The 20,239-nt window shown below is 53.2% G+C and carries 16 protein-coding genes and 3 tRNA genes; 13 read left to right on the top strand and 6 right to left on the bottom strand.

Annotated features, from left to right (window positions below):
- Positions 1-4: 4 nt before the first annotated feature.
- Both frdB and frdA read right to left on the bottom strand, forming a co-directional pair.
- On the bottom strand, positions 5-739 hold the full coding sequence (gene frdB / locus ACJHX4_RS15435; RefSeq protein WP_000829498.1) for a fumarate reductase iron-sulfur protein: 735 nt from the start codon (positions 737-739) through the stop codon (positions 5-7).
- Entirely contained in the window at positions 732-2,540 is a 1,809-nt protein-coding gene (gene frdA, locus ACJHX4_RS15430; RefSeq protein ID WP_001192980.1) for a fumarate reductase (quinol) flavoprotein subunit, read from the bottom strand. The genes frdB and frdA overlap by 8 nt, the downstream gene beginning before the upstream one ends.
- 324 nt (positions 2,541-2,864) lie before the next feature.
- Between frdA and epmA the strand changes: the two genes are divergently transcribed.
- The 3 genes from epmA to ACJHX4_RS15415 all read left to right on the top strand — a co-directional run bounded on the left by epmA (position 2,865) and on the right by ACJHX4_RS15415 (position 5,975).
- Positions 2,865-3,842, top strand: coding sequence for an elongation factor P--(R)-beta-lysine ligase (gene epmA, locus ACJHX4_RS15425; protein ID WP_000004771.1), 978 nt, complete (start codon positions 2,865-2,867; stop codon positions 3,840-3,842).
- Positions 3,843-4,060: 218 nt separating this feature from the next.
- Positions 4,061-5,563 (top strand): glutamate/gamma-aminobutyrate family transporter YjeM, encoded by a 1,503-nt coding sequence (gene yjeM / locus ACJHX4_RS15420; protein WP_001296672.1) that lies wholly within the window; start codon positions 4,061-4,063, stop codon positions 5,561-5,563.
- A 97-nt stretch (positions 5,564-5,660) separates the two neighbouring features.
- Positions 5,661-5,975 carry a YjeO family protein gene (locus tag ACJHX4_RS15415; protein ID WP_001276183.1) on the top strand — a complete coding sequence of 105 codons (315 nt, stop codon included), beginning with the start codon at positions 5,661-5,663 and terminating at the stop codon, positions 5,973-5,975.
- A 30-nt stretch (positions 5,976-6,005) separates the two neighbouring features.
- On the opposite strand, the gene mscM is transcribed toward ACJHX4_RS15415, so the two are convergent.
- From mscM to rsgA, 3 genes are all read right to left on the bottom strand, one after another.
- Positions 6,006-9,329 carry a miniconductance mechanosensitive channel MscM gene (gene mscM / locus ACJHX4_RS15410; protein ID WP_001236825.1) on the bottom strand — a complete coding sequence of 1,108 codons (3,324 nt, stop codon included), beginning with the start codon at positions 9,327-9,329 and terminating at the stop codon, positions 6,006-6,008.
- Positions 9,330-9,350: 21 nt separating this feature from the next.
- Positions 9,351-10,319 carry an archaetidylserine decarboxylase gene (asd, locus tag ACJHX4_RS15405; protein WP_000934914.1) on the bottom strand — a complete coding sequence of 323 codons (969 nt, stop codon included), beginning with the start codon at positions 10,317-10,319 and terminating at the stop codon, positions 9,351-9,353.
- A gap of 96 nt (positions 10,320-10,415) precedes the next feature.
- A complete protein-coding gene (gene rsgA, locus ACJHX4_RS15400) occupies positions 10,416-11,468 on the bottom strand; it encodes a small ribosomal subunit biogenesis GTPase RsgA (RefSeq protein WP_000041976.1) in 1,053 nt (350 codons plus the stop codon).
- Positions 11,469-11,562: 94 nt separating this feature from the next.
- On the opposite strand from rsgA, the gene orn reads away from it, so the two are divergent.
- The 5 genes from orn to ACJHX4_RS15375 all read left to right on the top strand — a co-directional run bounded on the left by orn (position 11,563) and on the right by ACJHX4_RS15375 (position 12,904).
- Positions 11,563-12,108: an oligoribonuclease gene (gene orn / locus ACJHX4_RS15395; protein WP_001295188.1), complete on the top strand. Its 546-nt coding sequence runs from the start codon at positions 11,563-11,565 to the stop codon at positions 12,106-12,108.
- A gap of 210 nt (positions 12,109-12,318) precedes the next feature.
- Positions 12,319-12,394: transfer RNA gene (locus ACJHX4_RS15390), tRNA-Gly, on the top strand.
- A gap of 36 nt (positions 12,395-12,430) precedes the next feature.
- A tRNA-Gly gene (locus ACJHX4_RS15385) sits at positions 12,431-12,506 on the top strand.
- 35 nt (positions 12,507-12,541) lie between these two features.
- A tRNA-Gly gene (locus tag ACJHX4_RS15380) sits at positions 12,542-12,617 on the top strand.
- 233 nt (positions 12,618-12,850) lie between these two features.
- A complete protein-coding gene (locus tag ACJHX4_RS15375) occupies positions 12,851-12,904 on the top strand; it encodes a hypothetical protein (protein ID WP_010723271.1) in 54 nt (17 codons plus the stop codon).
- Here the strand turns inward: ACJHX4_RS15375 and queG are convergent.
- Positions 12,887-14,026 (bottom strand): tRNA epoxyqueuosine(34) reductase QueG, encoded by a 1,140-nt coding sequence (queG, locus tag ACJHX4_RS15370; RefSeq protein ID WP_001294229.1) that lies wholly within the window; start codon positions 14,024-14,026, stop codon positions 12,887-12,889. The two genes, ACJHX4_RS15375 and queG, sit on opposite strands and share 18 nt — an antisense overlap.
- Here queG and nnr point away from each other — a divergent pair.
- The 5 genes from nnr to miaA are packed head-to-tail and all read left to right on the top strand — an operon-like array spanning position 14,025 to position 20,155.
- A complete protein-coding gene (nnr, locus tag ACJHX4_RS15365; protein ID WP_001296674.1) occupies positions 14,025-15,572 on the top strand; it encodes a bifunctional ADP-dependent NAD(P)H-hydrate dehydratase/NAD(P)H-hydrate epimerase in 1,548 nt (515 codons plus the stop codon). The genes queG and nnr overlap by 2 nt on opposite strands.
- Positions 15,544-16,005, top strand: coding sequence for a tRNA (adenosine(37)-N6)-threonylcarbamoyltransferase complex ATPase subunit type 1 TsaE (gene tsaE, locus ACJHX4_RS15360; protein WP_000981977.1), 462 nt, complete (start codon positions 15,544-15,546; stop codon positions 16,003-16,005). Before nnr ends, tsaE begins: the two co-directional genes overlap by 29 nt.
- Before the next feature lie 18 nt (positions 16,006-16,023).
- Positions 16,024-17,355, top strand: coding sequence for an N-acetylmuramoyl-L-alanine amidase AmiB (gene amiB / locus ACJHX4_RS15355; protein WP_000990282.1), 1,332 nt, complete (start codon positions 16,024-16,026; stop codon positions 17,353-17,355).
- 9 nt (positions 17,356-17,364) lie between these two features.
- Positions 17,365-19,212, top strand: a complete 1,848-nt coding sequence (mutL, locus tag ACJHX4_RS15350; protein ID WP_001296676.1) for a DNA mismatch repair endonuclease MutL — start codon at positions 17,365-17,367, stop codon at positions 19,210-19,212.
- The gene (gene miaA / locus ACJHX4_RS15345) at positions 19,205-20,155 is read left to right on the top strand and encodes a tRNA (adenosine(37)-N6)-dimethylallyltransferase MiaA (RefSeq protein ID WP_001280359.1); all 951 of its coding nucleotides are present in this window, start codon (positions 19,205-19,207) and stop codon (positions 20,153-20,155) included. The genes mutL and miaA overlap by 8 nt, the downstream gene beginning before the upstream one ends.
- Positions 20,156-20,239: the final 84 nt, after the last annotated feature.

Here is a 20,239-nt window from a genome sequence, read left to right as displayed (position 1 = left end):
CTCCTTAGCGTGGTTTCAGGGTCGCGATAAGAAAGTCTTTCGAACTTTCTACTTTGCCCTGCTGAATGGCCGCAGCCGGATCGACGTGTTTCGGGCAGACTTCGGAGCAGTAGCCCACGAAAGTACAGCTCCATACGCCGTTCTGGCTGTTCAACTGCGCCATACGCTCCTTCTTACCGTGGTCGCGGCTATCTTCGTTATAACGATGCGCCAGCGTAATGGCAGCCGGACCGATGAACTCTGGGTTCAGGCCAAACTGCGGGCACGCGGCGTAGCACAGACCACAGTTGATGCAACCGGAGAACTGGTGATACTTCGCCATCTGCGCCGGGGTCTGGATGTTAGTACCCTGATCCGCGGTGCGGGAGTTGCCGATGATGTACGGTTTGATCGCTTCCAGACTTTCGATGAAGTGGGTCATATCGACCACCAGATCGCGTTCAATCGGGAAGTTAGCTAACGCTTCAACCTTCATACCGTCGGTGTAATCACGCAGGAAGGTTTTACATGCCAGTTTTGGCACGTTGTTAACCATCATGCCGCAGGAGCCACAAATCGCCATACGGCAGGACCAGCGGTAGCTCAGGTCCGGTGCCAGGTTGTCTTTGATGTAGCCCAGCGCATCCAGTAATGAGGTAGTTGCGTCATAAGGCACTTCATAGAATGCGCTATGCGGTGCGGTATCGACTTCCGGGTTATAGCGCACCACCTCAATTTTCAGGTTTTTCATCTCAGCCATTCGCCTTCTCCTTCTTATTGGCTGCTTCCGCCTTATCGGCTGCATCCGCTTCGCCACCGTAAACACGTTTAGCTGGCGGCAGCGTAGTAATCTTCACGTCGCTGTACTCCAGGCGAGTCGTGCCATCAGCATCGCGGAAGGCGAGGGTGTGTTTGAGGAAGTTGACGTCGTCACGCTCGGTGCAACCTTCGTCCAGACGCTGGTGCGCGCCGCGGGACTCTTTACGTGCCATTGCGGAGTGCGCCATACATTCAGCAACGTTCAGACCGTGGCCCAGCTCAATGGTGTAGAGCAGGTCGGTGTTGAACACGCTGGAAGTGTCGGTGATGCGCACGCGCTTGAAGCGTTCCTGCAGCTCTGCCAGCTTGTCGATGGTTTTCTGCATCAGTTCCGGCGTACGGTAGATACCGCAGCCTTCTTCCATGGCCATGCCCATTTCGTCGCGGATCTTAGCCCAGTTTTCGCCGCCATCCTGGTTAACCAGATCTTTCAGACGTTGTTCAACGCCAGCTGCCTGCGCTTCAATTGCCGCTTCGTTGCCATTACCGGCAGTTGCTGCACGCTCTGTCGCTTGTTCACCGGCCAGACGACCGAAGACCACCAGTTCCGCCAGCGAGTTGGAGCCCAGACGGTTCGCACCGTGCAGACCAACAGAGGAACATTCACCCACGGCGAACAGACCTTTAATGCGGGTTTCACAGTTCTGATCGGTTTCGATACCGCCCATGGTGTAGTGTGCGGTCGGACGTACCGGAATCGGTTCTTTAACCGGATCGACGCCAACGTACGCTTTCGCCAGTTCGCAGATGAACGGCAAACGTTCATGCAGTTTTTTCTCGCCAAGGTGACGCAGGTCGAGATAAACCACATCGCCACGCGGCGTGGAGATGGTGTTGCCTTTACGCCATTCGTGCCAGAAGGCCTGAGAAACTTTGTCGCGTGGACCCAGTTCCATATATTTGTTTTTCGGCTCGCCCAGCGGAGTTTCCGGGCCCATGCCGTAATCTTGCAGATAACGGTAGCCATTTTTGTTGACCAGAATACCGCCTTCACCGCGGCAGCCTTCGGTCATCAGGATACCGGAACCTGGTAGACCGGTTGGGTGATACTGAACGAATTCCATGTCACGCAGCGGAACGCCGTGGCTTAGCGCCATACCCATACCGTCACCGGTAACGATGCCGCCGTTGGTGTTGTAACGATAAACGCGACCTGCACCGCCGGTAGCCATAACGACCGCGTTAGCACGGATCTGCACCAGCGTGCCTTCCATCATGTTCATTGCTACCAGGCCGCGAACATGACCATCATCAACTAGAATATCCAGCACGAAATGTTCGTCGAAACGCTGGATCTGCGGGAATTGCAGAGAGGTCTGGAACAGCGTGTGCAGCATATGGAAGCCGGTCTTATCGGCGGCGAACCAGGTGCGCTCGATTTTCATGCCGCCGAAGCGACGTACGTTGACGCTACCATCCGGGCGACGGCTCCATGGGCACCCCCACAGTTCCAGTTGGGTCATTTCGGTTGGGCAGTGGTGGACGAAATAATCCACGACATCCTGCTCACACAACCAGTCGCCACCCGCTACTGTATCGTGAAAGTGATATTCGAAGCTGTCATGATCCTGCGCGACAGCGGCGGAGCCCCCTTCTGCAGCAACGGTATGGCTACGCATCGGGTATACTTTTGAGATTAGTGCGATTTTTGCATTTGGATTTGCCTGCGCGGCAGCAATTGCAGCACGTAATCCCGCGCCACCGGCGCCTACAATGGCAAGATCGGCTTGAAAGGTTTGCACGACATTCCTCCAGATTGTTTTTATCCCACAGCCCCGTACTTCAGGGTAAGTGCCTGAAAGTTACGGTCTGCGAACGCTATTCCACTGCTCCTTTATAGGTACAACAGTATAGTCTGATGGATAAGTCTGAAATTTGACGAGATCGATTTTTTTAGTGCGCAAGAGGGCTAAATTATCACTGAAGATGATTAATTTAATTACTAAACCATCAGATCGTGCTTTTTTTAGTCACTGCCCACCGTTGTGTTATTCCTGCGTAAAATTTGTCTCGCCGTCGCGTTGCGAGTAGACTTCGTGCCCTTGTCAAAAACTGGAGATTTAACTATGAGCGAAACGGCATCCTGGCAGCCGAGCGCATCCATTCCTAACTTATTAAAACGCGCGGCGATTATGGCGGAGATCCGTCGTTTCTTTGCCGATCGTGGAGTGCTGGAGGTGGAGACGCCTTGTATGAGCCAGGCGACGGTAACCGATATTCATTTGGTCCCGTTTGAGACACGTTTCGTTGGCCCCGGGCATTCGCAGGGGATGAATCTCTGGTTAATGACCAGCCCGGAATACCATATGAAGCGCCTGCTGGTTGCCGGTTGTGGGCCGGTATTCCAGCTGTGCCGCAGCTTCCGTAATGAAGAGATGGGGCGTTATCACAACCCTGAGTTCACTATGCTTGAGTGGTATCGACCGCACTATGATATGTACCGGTTGATGAACGAGGTGGACGATCTCTTGCAACAGGTGCTGGACTGTCCGGCAGCAGAAAGCCTTTCTTATCAACAAGCTTTCTTGCGTTATCTGGAAATTGACCCACTCTCTGCCGACAAAACGCAACTGCGGGAAGTGGCAGCGAAACTGGATTTGAGCAACGTTGCCGATACTGAAGAAGACCGCGACACGCTTCTACAATTGCTGTTTACCTTTGGCGTAGAGCCAAATATTGGCAAAGAAAAACCGACCTTTGTGTACCACTTTCCAGCCAGCCAGGCATCACTGGCGCAAATCAGTACCGAAGATCATCGGGTCGCTGAACGCTTTGAGGTTTATTATAAAGGTATTGAGCTGGCGAATGGTTTCCATGAATTGACGGATGCCCGTGAGCAGCAACAACGCTTTGAACAAGATAACCGTAAGCGCGCGGCGCGCGGTTTGCCGCAGCACCCCATTGACCAGAATCTGATTGAAGCCTTGAAAGTCGGTATGCCTGACTGTTCCGGCGTGGCATTAGGTGTTGATCGTCTGGTGATGTTGGCGCTGGGCGCGGAGACACTGGCTGAAGTCATCGCCTTTAGCGTTGACCGGGCATAATTCTGAAAAATTACTGAATTAACAGCGAAGAATGGCGTGATAAGCGCCATTCTGTAGCATATGTTTTCATTTTTCCGCTAAAGGCCACAATTTAAGACTGGATATTTGATATCATCCAGGTATCAATTCTGTATTGGTTTTTACGCTGCCCGCTCAATGTTGGGCAGTGCAGTTCAGTGGGCGCGTTTTATACACGCGCTGAAATGAAGGATGGTTTCATGCCTCACTCGATAAAAAAGATGAGTCTGATAGGACTCATATTGATGATCTTTACTTCTGTATTTGGATTTGCCAATAGCCCATCGGCTTATTACTTAATGGGTTATAGTGCGATTTCCTTTTATATATTTTCTGCATTGTTATTCTTTATTCCATTCGCCTTAATGATGGCTGAAATGGGAGCTGCTTATCGCAAAGAAGAAGGCGGTATCTATTCCTGGATGAATAATAGTGTCGGACCACGTTTTGCCTTCATTGGTACGTTTATGTGGTTTTCCTCTTATATCATCTGGATGGTGAGTACCTCCGCGAAAGTTTGGGTACCGTTCTCAACATTCCTCTACGGTAGCGACATGACCCAGCACTGGCATATTGCCGGACTGGAGCCTACGCAGGTGGTTGGTCTGCTGGCAGTGGCATGGATGATTCTGGTCACCGTCGTTGCTTCAAAAGGGATTAATAAAATTGCCCGCATTACTGCGGTGGGCGGTATTGCAGTAATGTGTCTGAATTTAGTATTGCTGTTAGTAAGCATTACTATTTTGTTATTAAATGGTGGGCATTTCGCGCAGGATATTAATTTCCTTGCATCACCGAACCCAGGTTATCAGTCCGGTCTGGCAATGCTATCGTTTGTGGTATTTGCCATTTTTGCCTATGGCGGAATTGAAGCGGTTGGTGGTCTGGTTGATAAAACGGAAAATCCAGAAAAGAACTTTGCCAAAGGTATTGTTTTTGCCGCTATTGTTATTTCAATCGGTTATTCGCTGGCAATATTTTTATGGGGCGTCAGCACAAACTGGCAGCAGGTATTAAGTAATGGTTCCGTTAACCTCGGCAATATTACCTATGTGCTGATGAAGAGCCTCGGGGTGACGCTGGGTAACGCACTGCATTTGTCACCTGAAGCGTCATTGTCGCTGGGCGTATGGTTTGCGCGTATTACCGGACTGTCGATGTTCCTCGCTTATACCGGTGCGTTCTTTACGCTTTGCTATTCACCGCTGAAAGCCATCATCCAGGGGACGCCGAAAGCATTGTGGCCGGAACCGATGACGCGCCTGAATGCGATGGGGATGCCGTCTATCGCCATGTGGATGCAGTGTGGGTTGGTTACTGTCTTCATCCTGCTGGTTTCGTTTGGTGGCGGTACCGCATCGGCGTTCTTTAACAAGCTGACGCTGATGGCGAACGTGTCTATGACGCTTCCTTACCTGTTCCTCGCGCTGGCTTTCCCGTTCTTTAAAGCACGTCAGGATCTCGACAGACCGTTTGTGATTTTCAAAACGCGTATGTCGGCAATGATTGCGACAGTGGTTGTCGTACTGGTGGTGACATTTGCGAACGTCTTCACCATCATTCAACCTGTGGTTGAAGCCGGAGACTGGGACAGCACATTGTGGATGATTGGCGGCCCTGTCTTCTTCTCGCTGTTAGCGATGGCGATTTACCAGAACTATTGCAGCAGAGTGGTAAAAAATCCGCAGTGGGTGGCTGAGTAATCAAATGCCCTATCGTCGGCCTGACGATAGGGCGTAATGACAGGGAATTAGTGAGATTTCGTATGCGCTATAGCGAAATTAAACTATGGGTTACCTCATGAGTGCGCGCATGTCTGTCTTGTGCTGCATCTGGTTCATTGTGGCGTTCCTCTGGATAACCATTACCTCCGCGCTGGACAAAGAGTGGATGATTGATGGACGCGGGATTAACAACGTCTGTGATGTTTTGATGTATCTCGAAGATGACGATACTCGCGATGTCGGTGTGATAATGACGTTACCGCTCTTTTTCCCTTTTCTCTGGTTCGCTTTGTGGCGAAAAAAACGCGGCTGGTTTATGTACGCCACCGCGCTGGCTATTTTCGGCTACTGGTTGTGGCAGTTTTTTCTGCGCTATCAGTTTTGCTTGTGAGCCGGATGGGTTCATCCGGCCACAAAGACCTTACAAACTTCCCGCCTGACGACCTTTGCCCGCAGAAGTTAATGTTCTCCCCGTTTGTTTACCATTCAGGCTTTCCAGACGCATCTGGAAGGGCGGGAATGGCATATCGATACCGTGGGCGTGGAAGCCAGCCAGAATCAGCTGGTGAATCTCATGGCGTAGCGGCATACGGTGACCCATCTCAGCGGCGTAAATACGCAGCTCGAAAATCTGAATCCCCTGCTGCAGATCCACCAGGAAGACTTCCGGCGCCGGGTTGTCGATCACCAGCGAGCAGCGACGCGCTGCGGTGAGCAGGATTTCCGTCACTTCTTCACTGTTGGCATTGGCAGGGGCCGGAATCGTCAACACCACGCGCGTGACCGAGTCAGAGAGCGACCAGTTGATAAACTGCTCGGTAATAAACGCCTTGTTCGGCACGATAATTTCTTTGCGGTCCCAGTCGCTGATGGTGGTGGCGCGGGTGTTAATTTTCGTCACACTACCGGTAAGATCGCGGATCGTTACCGTATCGCCAATGCGAATCGGTTTTTCGAACAGGATAATCAGGCCAGAGATAAAGTTGGCGAAAATTTCCTGCAAACCAAAACCGAGACCAACACCGAGCGCGGCGACCAGCCACTGCAATTTCGACCACTCAATACCAATCATCGAGAAGCCGACCAGCCCGCCAATTAGCATCAGCAGATATTTGGTGATGGTGGTGATGGCGTAGCCCGTACCCGGCGTTAAATCCAGGTGCTGCAGAATCGCCAGTTCCAGCAGCGCGGGCAGGTTGCGCACCAGCTGCGTGGTGATGATAAACACCAGAATGGCAATCAGCACCGCACCGAGGGTAATCGGCTCCAGGCTTTCTACGCCCTGTACCGTGGAAGTGACATCCCACAGCGAAATATTTTCGAGGAAGCCGAAAGCGGAATGGATTTCTGACCACAGCACAATGACCGAAAGCAGGGCGATCAACATCAAAATTGAGCGCACCAGCCGCAAGGATTGCGCACTGATGGCATCGAGATCGACTTCGCTTTCATCGACTTCAATTGCTCCTTCCGGGCTACTGTGATGATGCGCTTCCTCTTCGCCACGCGCACGCTGCGCTAACATCTCTGCCCGGCGATGCTTTGCCCGGTCAAACGCCAGCCTGCGGCGCTGGATCAGCATCCAGCGGCGGATAACGTGATAAACCACCAGTAGCAGGAACCAGATGGCAACCGAGGTTTCAAGCCTCGCTAACAGCGCCTGCGCCGTTGCCAGATAACCCACCGCCGACGCCAGAATGGCAACCAGAGGTGCGCCAATCATCATGTTCCACAGCATATGGTTGGTAATGTTGTCGCCGCTGCCTTCTTTGTTGAGATACAGCGGGATCCCGGCCTTTTTCAGGCTGAGGGTGACCACCGCCAGCGCACCGCAAATGAGGATAAAGCAAAGCCGTCCCAGCGAACCGGAAAATTCGCGGTCGTCGAGGTTATCGAACATCATCAGCGCCATAATCAGCGGCACAATAAGCCCGATGCTCATCAGGTAGTAACGCATCCCACGGGAAACACGTTCGCGCGGCCAGCCAAAATGAGCGATAAACAAGCCGTTCGGGCGAGCAAAGGTGGCGCAAATCATCACTACCCACAGCAGCGGCACGGTGGCTGTTACGCCATCACCAATCGCGACCGCCAGCGGATAAGGCCACGCCTCGCGCAAGCCGTAACCCAGCGTCATCCACAGCACAGGCAGCGGTGACGCGACGAGAATCGACCAGAAAAGAGTGCGTAACGTCAGCCAGAAGTGATCCTGAGTCACTTTGCCGACTTTCGCCGCCGAACGTTCAAGAAAACGGGTGAAATAGCGGCGCGAGTAAATACTGCAACCGACCAGAATCAACGCGCCAAACAGCGGCAAAATCGTCTCTTTACTGGTCAGCATCATCACACTGGCTTTGCCCAACTGACTGAAGGTGTCCAGCGAAATGAGACGACGCAGATCCTGGGCGATTTCCAGCGGCCAGGCGATGGTCATCGGGCGCACGTCAGAGGTCCAGAACAGATAGCGGTGCGTCGCTTCGTTCACCTCTTTCAGTGCATCCTCCAGTTGCCCGTTGGAGACTTTCAGCTTGGTCAGCTCCAGCAGTAGCGTGTCGCCACCCTGCAACAATGAGTTCAGCAACTCACGCTGAGTGCGTAGCTGTGCTTCCAGAATACGGTTTTGCTCAGCGGTCAGCGGCTGACCGTCGGCCTGATGGATTTGCCGTAGCAGCGGCTGTTTATTAAGCAGATCCTCATAACGTAACCGTTGCACACGTAACTGCGCCATTTCGGTATCAAGCTGTTGTGGTTTTGGCATTTCCGGTAGCCGTGCCACCTGCGCCCGCAACGCTTCGCCGAGCAGGTTAGATGATCCCAGCCATTGCGACTGTTCACGCAGCGTATTCAACGCCTGCCGGACCTGTAACGTCTGGCTGGCAGCCTGACGCTGTTGCGAGGCAACGAGATCCATCCGCTGCGCCTGTTGATTCAGTGCCGCCGATAGTTCGCGGTTAATTTTAAACTGGGCGACGATATCTTTTGGCAAATCGGCGCTACTTTCCGCCAGTTGCTCGGTACTTTCCAGCGCCCGTTCCGCTTCCAGTTGGCGTTGACTATTCAACTGGTTGCGTAGTGCTTGCAAATATGCATCCAGCTGCTGGCTCTCTTTTTCGGCCAGCTCTGAGCGCAAGCGCGCTAATTCCTGGCGGTTATTGGCAGATAGCTGCGCCAGCTCCAGTTCATCAACGAGCGCTTTCAGACGTGCGGAGTCAGACTGCAACGCGAAATTTTGTGCCTGATTGAGCGGGGTATTGCCGGTAAGCGTCCCCAGGCGGCGCTCGATTTCATTCAACTGACGGCGGGCATCGGTTTGCTGTTGCGGCAGTTGATTCAGGGAATCGGCAATCTCGCGGGCGCGCTCCTGCTCTTGCTGGGCCTGACGGCTTTTATCCAGCAACTGACTGCTGATCTGGAGAATTTCCTGATTCAGCGCATCGTTAGACATTCCCGGCGACACGCTGCGTGGCTCGTCACGCATGTTGTTTAACTGCGCGCGCAGAGTGGCGGAAAGTTTCGGGTAATTATCAATGACTTCTTGATATTGCTTGATGCGCTCAAGGGAACCTTTTCGTTCCTCAAGCGCATTTAAGGCAGACTGGAGCGCCTCTACGACTTCCGGCTGCGCAGGTTTCGCCGCTTTTGCCTGCTCCAGTTCCTGGGTGATTTGTTTGCTATCGGGGGCCGTCGCGGCGTACGCCCCCCAACTGAGGCACCAGGCCATCAGAAAAGTGATAATCAGGCGCACGTCAGCGTTTCCTTTGATGGATTAGACCTGGTCTTTTTTATCGTCAACCAATGGGCTGGCGTCGTGTTCTGCTTCGATCTCTTCAGCAGGAAGCGGGGCTGGTTCAGCATCTGGCGTAACAAAGGTTTCGGTAGATACTGCCAGCGGCTGGCCAATTTTCGTGACAGACAGGCTCTCCAGTTGCTCAACCAGGTCCACTTTACCTGGTGCAAACAGGTTGATAACGGTAGAGCCTAGTTTAAAGCGACCCATTTCCTGGCCTTTCAGCAGTGCCACAGAACCGTCGTTTTCCCCGGCAGGCCAGGTCCAGCGCTTGATGATGCCTTCGCGCGGCGGCGTAATGGTGCCCGCCCATACCGTCTCAATGCTGCCTACAATCGTCGCACCGACCAGAATCTGCGCCATCGGGCCAAATTCGGTATCGAACAGGCAGATCACGCGTTCGTTACGGGCAAACAGATTCGGCACGTTCTGAGCCGTGAGATGGTTAACGGAGAAGAGATCGCCCGGCACGTAGATCATTTCACGCAGAATACCGTTGCACGGCATGTGTACGCGGTGGTAGTCACGTGGGGAGAGGTAAGTGGTCACAAACGTACCGTTACGGAAGAGATCCGCCATCAGATAGTTGCCTGCCAGCAGGGCTTCGAGGCTGTAGTTGTGGCCTTTGGCTTGCAGGATTTTATCTTCTTCGATTTTACCCAACTGGCTGATAACGCCATCGGCAGGCATAACCAGGACATTCGGATCGGTATCGATTGGGCGTACTTCATCACGCAGCGGACGGACAAAGAATTCGTTAAAGGTGCGGTAGCTGGCGGTGTCCGGCTTTTGCGCCTCTTTCATGTCGACCTTGTAGTATTTAACGAACAGATCGATAACCAGTTTTGTCAGCCATCCTGCCCGCTTGCTTGCGCCCCAACCCGCCAGGCGAGTAAGCCATAGTTTCGGCAGAATGTACTGTAGCGAAAGTTTAAATGAATTTAACAAGGTAGCCTCCAGGCCATTGTTTTGTCGTTCCTGATCCGGCCTACATGCCGGATCCTGAAAAAAAGGGGACGATTCTAACGACGGTTAGCTTAATTGTCAGTCATCCGTATCAGAAAAGTTTTTACGCGTTTTTACCTGCGCCATGCTTTCCAGAATACGGTGATAGTTTTCGAAACGGGTTTCCGCGATTTTCCCTTCCTCAACCGCTTCCCGGATAGCGCAGCCCGGATCGGTATCGTGTTTGCAATCGCGATATTTACACAGACCTAAATAGTCATGGAATTCGACAAAGCCCTGAGTGATTTGTTCCGGCTCCAGGTGCCAGAGACCAAACTCACGCACACCTGGGGAATCAATCACATCACCGCCGTGCGGGAAGTGATACAGTCGTGCGGCGGTCGTGGTGTGCTGACCAAGCCCCGAGTTGTCAGAGACATCGTTGGTCAGGATCTCTTTTTGCAGACCCAGCAACGCGTTCAGCAGGCTGGATTTGCCAACGCCAGACTGCCCGGCAAAAATGCTGATGCGCCCGGTCAACGCCTCTTCCAGCGGTTTCAGCCCATCCTGAGTATGACTGGAAACCATCAATACGCGATAACCGATATTGCGGTAGATATCCATCTGCTCGTTGACGAACTCCATGCCTTCGTCGTCCAGCAGGTCTATCTTGTTGAGCACAATAATCGGCTCAATCTGCAAGGTTTCGCAGGCCACCAGGTAACGGTCGATAATATTGAGCGACAGCTCCGGCAAAATGGCGGAGACAATGACAATCTGGTCGATGTTGGCAGCAATAGGTTTCACACCGTCGTAGAAATCCGGGCGCGTCAACACTGAGGTGCGCTCATGCACCGCTTCCACGATCCCTTTGACATTTACGCCTTCCGCCGCCGGTTTACCCGGACGCCAGACTACGCGGTCGCCGGTCACCAACGAACGGATGGTACGGCGAATATTGCAGCGGTGAACGTCGCCATCGGCGGATTCCACATCAGCGTGCATACCAAAGCGGCTGATGACGATACCTTCATCAGGCTCGCCAAACAGATTGTCGTCGTAGTCGGGCTTCTCCTTAGACGTTTTAAGACGACGCTGGTGATTGGCGTTCACGCGGCGCTGCTGGCCTTTGGAGAGTTTATTTTTACTCAATCGTACAGACTCCTGGTCGCCCCTGATGGGCAAAACATCTATGATACACGCAATTGTGGATCAATATAGTCACTGTGAATGGGTGGAAAATAGCATGAGTGCCAATGAAAACAACCTGATTTGGATCGATCTTGAGATGACCGGTCTGGATCCCGAGCGCGATCGCATTATTGAGATTGCCACGCTGGTGACCGATGCCAACCTGAATATTCTGGCAGAAGGGCCGACCATTGCAGTACATCAGTCCGATGAACAGCTGGCGCTGATGGATGACTGGAACGTGCGCACCCATACCGCCAGCGGGCTGGTAGAGCGTGTGAAAGCGAGCACGATGGGCGATCGTGAAGCTGAACTGGCAACGCTCGAATTCTTAAAACAGTGGGTGCCTGCGGGAAAATCGCCGATTTGTGGTAACAGCATCGGTCAGGACCGTCGCTTCCTGTTTAAATACATGCCGGAGCTGGAAGCCTACTTCCACTACCGCTATCTCGATGTTAGCACCCTGAAAGAGCTGGCGCGCCGCTGGAAGCCGGAAATTCTTGACGGCTTTACCAAGCAGGGGACGCATCAGGCGATGGATGATATCCGTGAATCGGTGGCGGAGTTGGCTTACTACCGCGAGCATTTTATCAAGCTGTAAAATTTTTCCTGGTCACGTAAGCGCCGGAATCCACTTGCGGCGGCGTGATTTTGACGCTAAATTGAACGCCTTGCTGATAATTTCAGCACTTGAGATAAAAACTCAAAAAAAATTTTTTAGGGGGGTTGCAGAGGGAAAGATTTCTCGTATAATGCGCCTCCCGTAACGACGCAGAAATGCGAAAATTACGAAAGCAAAATTAAGTAGTACGCGGGAATAGCTCAGTTGGTAGAGCACGACCTTGCCAAGGTCGGGGTCGCGAGTTCGAGTCTCGTTTCCCGCTCCAAAATTTGAAAAGTGCTGCAAAGCACAGATCACCCAAGCGGGAATAGCTCAGTTGGTAGAGCACGACCTTGCCAAGGTCGGGGTCGCGAGTTCGAGTCTCGTTTCCCGCTCCAAAATTTGAAAGTGCTGTAAAGCACAGACCACCCAAGCGGGAATAGCTCAGTTGGTAGAGCACGACCTTGCCAAGGTCGGGGTCGCGAGTTCGAGTCTCGTTTCCCGCTCCAAATTCTTCTCTCAATAAAATATCCACAGCGACGCGATGCGTTATTGCTGGTTTTTGTTGTCTCTGACAAACTCTTGTAAACAGAGTTATCCACAGCCTCAGGCCGTAATCTTAATTTCAAAGAAACTTCGCACGGTGAATAGTATTTTTTTAACCTATTGATAGATAAGTTAAAAATTAAGATTTCGTTTTGTCGTATCGATCACTTGACGATTTTTTCCGGCTTGAATTGCAATGCGTTTTTATTTTTATTCACAAGCTGTGGATGAATCAGGCGTCACGCGGTAACCCTTTTTCAATCACCCGAACCAGACGCTGTTTTTTCGGTAATTGCACTTCGACCACGCACGCATTTCGTCTCTCGATTTGCTGCGCAATCGCCCACGCTATGTGCTCATCAAGAAGTGGGTGCTCACCTTTACGACTTTCCAGCGCTGTCAAAATCGTTTCATCCCAGGGGGCATTGCCTAATGCTACGGCGATATTACGCAGCCAACGCAGGTGACCTATACGGCGAATCGCCGAACCTTCCGTGACTTTTAAAAACTTCTCTTCACTCCAGGCGAATAACTCAATGAGTTCCGGTGCGTGTAGCGGCTTACGCGGGCTGAAATCGTCTTCTGTAGTGAGTTGCGAATAGCGATTCCACGGGCAGATAAGCTGGCAGTCATCGCAACCGTAAATACGGTTTCCCATTAACGGTCGCAACTCTTCCGGGATCTCCCCTTCCAGTTCGATGGTGAGATAAGAGATACAGCGGCGAGCATCGACGGTATATGGCTCGACGATGGCACCGGTCGGGCAAATCGTCATACAGGCCACGCATTTACCGCATCCTTCCTCGACTGGTTGATCCACGGGCAGCGGAATATCGACCAGCAATTCGCCTAAAAAGAAGAACGAACCGGCCTCGCGATTGAGGATAAGTGAGTGCTTACCTGTCCAGCCAAGACCTGCTTTTTCAGCTAACGGGCGCTCGAGAATAGGCGCAGAATCGACAAACGGTCTAAAATTCAGCGAAACACAATGTTGCTGAATCATCTCGCCCAGCTTTTTGAGTCGGTTGCGCAGAAGCTTGTGATAGTCACGGCCCAGCGCATAACGGCTAACATAGCCGAGTTTGGGATTTTTCAGCGTGCTGGCAAATGCGGCGTTAGCAGGAAGGTAATTCATCCGCACGCTGATCACGCGCAGCGTACCGGGCAATAATTCGTGAGGACGAGCACGCAGCATACCGTGACGCGCCATCCAGTCCATTTCGCCGTGGTATTGTTTGTCCAGCCATGCTTGCAGTTTGGGCTCGGACTCGCTGAGATCGGTATCGGTAATACCTACCTGCTGAAAGCCCAGTTCCAGCCCCCACTGTTTAATTTTTTGCGCTAACTGATTGAGATCGAGGGGCTCTGACATGACGGACCATACAATGAAGAAAAACCCCGTAAGTATACCACACACCGTCTGGTACGCCGACGATATCCGCCGCGGAGAACGCGAGGCGGCAGATGCGCTGGGGCTCACACTCTATGAGCTGATGCTTCGCGCTGGCGAAGCCGCATTCCAGGTGTGTCGTTCGGCTTATCCTGACGCCCGCCACTGGCTGGTGCTGTGCGGTCATGGTAATAACGGCGGCGATGGCTACGTGGTCGCGCGGCTGGCCAAAGCGATCGGTATTGATGTCACGCTGCTGGCCCAGGAAAGTGACAAACCGTTGCCGGAAGAGGCCGCGCTGGCACGCGAAGCATGGTTAAACGCGGGAGGCGAGATCCATGCTTCGAATATTGTCTGGCCCGAATCGGTAGATCTGATTGTCGATGCGCTGCTCGGCACCGGTTTGCAGCAAGCGCCCCGCGAATCCATTAGCCAGTTAATCGACCACGCTAATTCCCATCCTGCGCCGATTGTGGCGGTTGATATCCCTTCCGGCCTTCTGGCTGAAACCGGCGCTACGCCAGGCGCGGTAATCAACGCCGATCACACCATCACTTTTATTGCGCTGAAACCAGGTTTGCTCACTGGAAAAGCGCGGGATGTTACCGGACAACTGCATTTTGACTCACTGCGGCTGGATAGATGGCTGGCAGGTCAGGAGACGAAAATTCAGCGGTTTTCGGCAGAACAACTTTCTCAGTGGCTGATACCGCGTCGCCCGACTTCGCATAAAGGCGATCACGGGCGGCTGGTGATTATTGGTGGCGATCACGGCACGGCGGGGGCTATTCGTATGACGGGGGAAGCGGCGCTGCGTGCTGGTGCTGGTTTAGTCCGAGTACTGACCCGCAGTGAGAACATTGCGCCGCTGCTGACTGCACGACCGGAATTGATGGTGCATGAACTGACTATGGGCTCTCTTACCGAAAGCCTGGAATGGGCCGATGTGGTGGTGATTGGTCCCGGTCTGGGCCAGCAAGAGTGGGGGAAAAAAGCCCTGCAAAAAGTTGAGAATTTTCGCAAACCGATGTTGTGGGATGCCGATGCATTGAACCTGCTGGCAATCAATCCCGATAAGCGTCACAATCGCGTGATCACGCCGCATCCTGGTGAGGCCGCACGGTTGTTAGGATGTTCCGTCGCTGAAATTGAAAGTGACCGCTTACATTGCGCCCAACGTCTGGTACAACGTTATGGCGGCGTAGCGGTGCTGAAAGGTGCCGGAACCGTGGTCGCCGCCCATCCTGACGCTTTAGGCATTATTGATGCCGGAAATGCAGGCATGGCGAGCGGCGGCATGGGCGATGTGCTCTCTGGTATTATTGGCGCATTGCTTGGGCAAAAAATGAGCCCTTATGATGCAGCCTGTGCGGGCTGTGTCGCGCACGGTGCGGCAGCTGACGTACTGGCGGCGCGTTTTGGAACGCGCGGGATGCTGGCAACCGATCTCTTTTCCACGCTACAGCGTATTGTTAACCCGGAAGTGACTGATAAAAACCATGATGAATCGAGTAATTCCGCTCCCTGATGAGCAGGCAACATTAGACCTGGGCGAGCGGGTAGCGAAAGCCTGCGATGGCGCAACCGTAATCTATCTGTATGGCGATTTAGGCGCAGGTAAAACCACCTTTAGCCGGGGCTTTTTACAGGCTCTGGGTCATCAGGGTAATGTCAAAAGCCCCACTTATACGCTGGTCGAACCCTATACGCTCGACAATTTAATGGTTTATCACTTTGATTTGTACCGCCTTGCCGATCCCGAGGAGCTGGAGTTTATGGGGATCCGCGATTATTTTGCCAACGATGCCATCTGCCTGGTGGAGTGGCCACAACAAGGTACAGGTGTTCTTCCTGACCCGGATGTCGAAATACACATTGATTATCAGGCACAAGGCCGTGAGGCGCGCGTGAGTGCGGTTTCCTCTGCGGGTGAATTGTTGCTGGCGCGTTTAGCCGGTTAACCTTTGAAAGGTGGCGGGATGATGTATCGCATCAGAAATTGGTTAGTAGCGACGTTGCTGCTGCTGTGCGCGCAGGCGGGGGCCGCGACGCTCTCTGATATTCAGGTTTCTAACGGTAATCAACAGGCGCGGATAACGTTGAGTTTTATTGGCGATCCTGATTATGCGTTTAGCCATCAAAGCAAACGCACCGTGGCGCTCGATATCAAACAAACGGGGGTAATTCAGGGGCTGCCGTTGTTGTTTAGCGGTAATAACCTGGTGAAAGCGATTCGCTCCGGAACGCCTAAAGATGCACAAACGCTACGGCTGGTGGTCGATCTCACCGAAAACGGTAAAACCGAAGCGGTGAAGCGGCAGAATGGCAGCAATTACACTGTTGTCTTTACGATTAACGCCGATGCGCCGCCATCGCCTCCGCCAATGGTTGCGAAACGCGTTGAAACGCCTGCGGTTGTCGCACCGCGCGTCAGCGAACCGGCGCGCAATCCGTTTAAAACGGAAAGTAACCGCACTACGGGTGTTATCAGCAGTAATACGGTAACGCGTCCGGCAGCGCGCGCGACGGCTAACACAGGCGATAAAATTATCATCGCTATTGATGCCGGACACGGCGGTCAGGACCCTGGCGCTATCGGCCCTGGTGGTACACGGGAGAAAAATGTCACCATCGCCATTGCGCGTAAATTACGTACCTTGCTCAATAACGATCCGATGTTTAAGGGCGTTTTAACCCGTGACGGGGATTACTTTATCTCGGTGATGGGGCGCAGTGATGTGGCACGTAAGCAAAACGCCAATTTCCTTGTGTCGATTCATGCCGATGCCGCACCAAACCGTAGTGCCACCGGTGCCTCTGTATGGGTGCTCTCAAACCGTCGCGCCAACAGCGAAATGGCCAGCTGGCTGGAACAGCATGAGAAGCAGTCGGAGCTGCTGGGCGGGGCGGGTGATGTGCTGGCGAACAGTCAGGCCGACCCCTATTTAAGCCAGGCGGTGCTGGATTTACAGTTCGGTCATTCCCAGCGGGTAGGGTATGATGTAGCGACCAGTATGATCAGTCAGTTGCAACGCATTGGCGAAATACATAAACGCCGACCAGAACACGCGAGTCTCGGCGTTCTGCGTTCGCCGGATATTCCGTCAGTACTGGTCGAAACCGGTTTTATCAGTAACAACAGCGAAGAACGTTTGCTGGCGAGCGACGATTACCAACAACAGCTGGCAGAAGCCATTTACAAAGGCCTGCGCAATTACTTCCTTGCGCATCCGATGCAATCTGCGCCGCAGGGTGCAACGGCACAAACGGCCAGTACGGTGACGACGCCAGATCGCACGCTGCCAAACTAAGGACGATTGATGCCAATTCAGGTCTTACCGCCACAACTGGCGAACCAGATTGCCGCAGGTGAGGTGGTCGAGCGACCTGCGTCGGTAGTCAAAGAACTGGTGGAAAACAGCCTCGATGCAGGTGCGACGCGTATCGATATTGATATCGAACGCGGTGGGGCGAAACTTATCCGCATTCGTGATAACGGCTGCGGTATCAAAAAAGATGAGCTGGCACTGGCGCTGGCGCGTCATGCCACCAGTAAAATCGCCTCTCTGGACGATCTCGAAGCCATTATCAGCCTGGGCTTTCGCGGTGAGGCACTGGCGAGTATCAGTTCGGTTTCCCGCCTGACGCTCACTTCACGCACCGCAGAACAGCAGGAAGCCTGGCAGGCTTATGCCGAAGGGCGCAATATGGACGTGACGGTTAAACCGGCGGCGCATCCGGTGGGAACGACGCTGGAGGTGCTGGACCTGTTCTACAACACCCCGGCGCGGCGCAAATTCCTGCGCACCGAGAAAACCGAATTTAACCATATCGATGAAATCATCCGCCGCATTGCGCTGGCGCGTTTCGACGTCACTATCAACCTGTCGCATAACGGCAAAATTGTACGCCAGTACCGCGCAGTGCCGGAAGGCGGGCAAAAAGAACGGCGCTTAGGCGCGATTTGCGGCACCGCTTTTCTCGAACAAGCGCTGGCGATTGAATGGCAACACGGCGATCTCACGCTGCGCGGCTGGGTGGCCGATCCAAATCACACCACGCCCGCACTGGCAGAAATTCAGTATTGCTACGTGAACGGTCGCATGATGCGCGATCGCCTGATCAATCACGCGATCCGCCAGGCCTGCGAAGACAAACTGGGGGCCGATCAGCAACCGGCATTTGTGTTGTATCTGGAGATCGACCCGCATCAGGTGGACGTCAACGTGCACCCTGCCAAACACGAAGTGCGTTTCCATCAGTCGCGTCTGGTGCATGACTTTATCTATCAGGGCGTGCTGAGCGTGCTACAACAGCAACTGGAAACGCCGCTACCGCTGGACGATGAACCACAACCTGCACCGCGTGCCATTCCGGAAAATCGCGTGGCGGCGGGGCGCAATCATTTTGCTGAACCGGCAGTTCGTGAGCCAGTAGCTCCGCGTTACACTCCTGCGCCCTCCTCAGGCAGTCGTCCGGCTGCCCCCTGGCCGAATGCGCAGCCAGGTTACCAGAAACAGCAAGGTGAAGTGTATCGCCAGCTTTTGCAAACGCCCGCGCCGATGCAAAAACCAAAAGCGCCAGAACCGCAGGAACCTGCACTTGCGGCGAACAGTCAGAGTTTTGGTCGGGTACTGACTATCGTCCATTCCGACTGTGCGTTGCTTGAGCGCGATGGCAACATTTCACTTTTATCCTTGCCAGTGGCAGAACGTTGGCTGCGTCAGGCACAATTGACGCCGGGTGAAGTGCCAGTTTGCGCCCAACCGCTGCTTATTCCGTTGCGGCTAAAAGTTTCTGGCGAAGAAAAATCGGCATTAGAAAAAGCGCAGTCTGCCCTGGCGGAATTGGGTATTGATTTCCAGTCCGATGCGCAGCATGTGACCATCAGGGCCGTGCCTTTACCCTTACGCCAACAAAATTTACAAATCTTGATTCCTGAACTGATAGGCTACCTGGCGAAGCAGTCCGTATTCGAACCTGGCAATATTGCGCAGTGGATTGCACGAAATCTGATGAGCGAACATGCGCAGTGGTCAATGGCACAGGCCATAACCCTGCTGGCGGACGTGGAACGGTTATGTCCGCAACTTGTGAAAACGCCGCCGGGTGGTCTGTTACAATCTGTTGATTTACATCCGGCGATAAAAGCCCTGAAAGATGAGTGATATCAGTAAGGCGAGCCTGCCTAAGGCGATTTTTTTGATGGGGCCGACGGCCTCCGGTAAAACAGCGTTAGCCATTGAGCTGCGTAAAATTTTACCAGTAGAGTTGATAAGCGTTGATTCTGCCCTTATTTACAAAGGGATGGATATCGGGACGGCGAAGCCGAACGCTGAAGAGTTACTCGCCGCGCCGCACCGATTGCTGAATATTCGCGATCCGTCGCAGGCTTACTCGGCTGCTGATTTTCGCCGCGATGCGCTGGCGGAAATGGCCGATATCACCGCGGCGGGGCGGATCCCACTATTAGTGGGCGGTACGATGTTGTATTTCAAGGCATTGCTGGAAGGGTTGTCGCCGCTACCGTCGGCGGACCCGGAAGTACGGGCCAGAATTGAGCAACAGGCGGCAGAGCAAGGTTGGGAGTCATTGCATCGTCAACTTCAGGAGGTAGATCCGGTTGCGGCAGCAAGGATTCATCCAAATGATCCACAAAGGCTTTCCCGGGCACTGGAAGTTTTTTTCATTTCGGGTAAAACTTTAACGGAACTGACGCAAACGTCAGGAGACGCTCTACCGTATCAGGTGCATCAGTTCGCCATCGCCCCGGCGAGCCGTGAACTGCTCCATCAACGAATTGAGCAGCGTTTTCATCAGATGTTGGCTTCAGGTTTTGAAGCAGAAGTCCGGGCGCTTTTTGCCCGAGGAGATTTGCATACGGATTTGCCTTCCATTCGTTGCGTGGGTTATCGCCAGATGTGGTCTTACCTTGAAGGCGAAATCTCATACGATGAAATGGTTTATCGAGGTGTTTGCGCCACGAGACAGTTGGCGAAGCGGCAGATAACCTGGCTGCGTGGTTGGGAAGGGGTTCACTGGCTTGACAGTGAAAAACCAGAACAGGCGCGTGACGAAGTATTACAGGTTGTTGGTGCTATCGCAGGCTGAATGTGTACAATTGAGACGTATCGTGCGCAATTTTTTCAGAATCGAAAGGTTCAAAGTACAAATAAGCATATAAGGAAAAGAGAG

The sequence above is a fragment of the Escherichia sp. WS2035 genome, from assembly GCF_046487065.1.
Classification (GTDB): domain Bacteria; phylum Pseudomonadota; class Gammaproteobacteria; order Enterobacterales; family Enterobacteriaceae; genus Escherichia; species Escherichia coli.
Note: the sequence above shows the minus strand (reverse complement) of the source record. Positions and strands in the feature narration are given on the sequence as shown.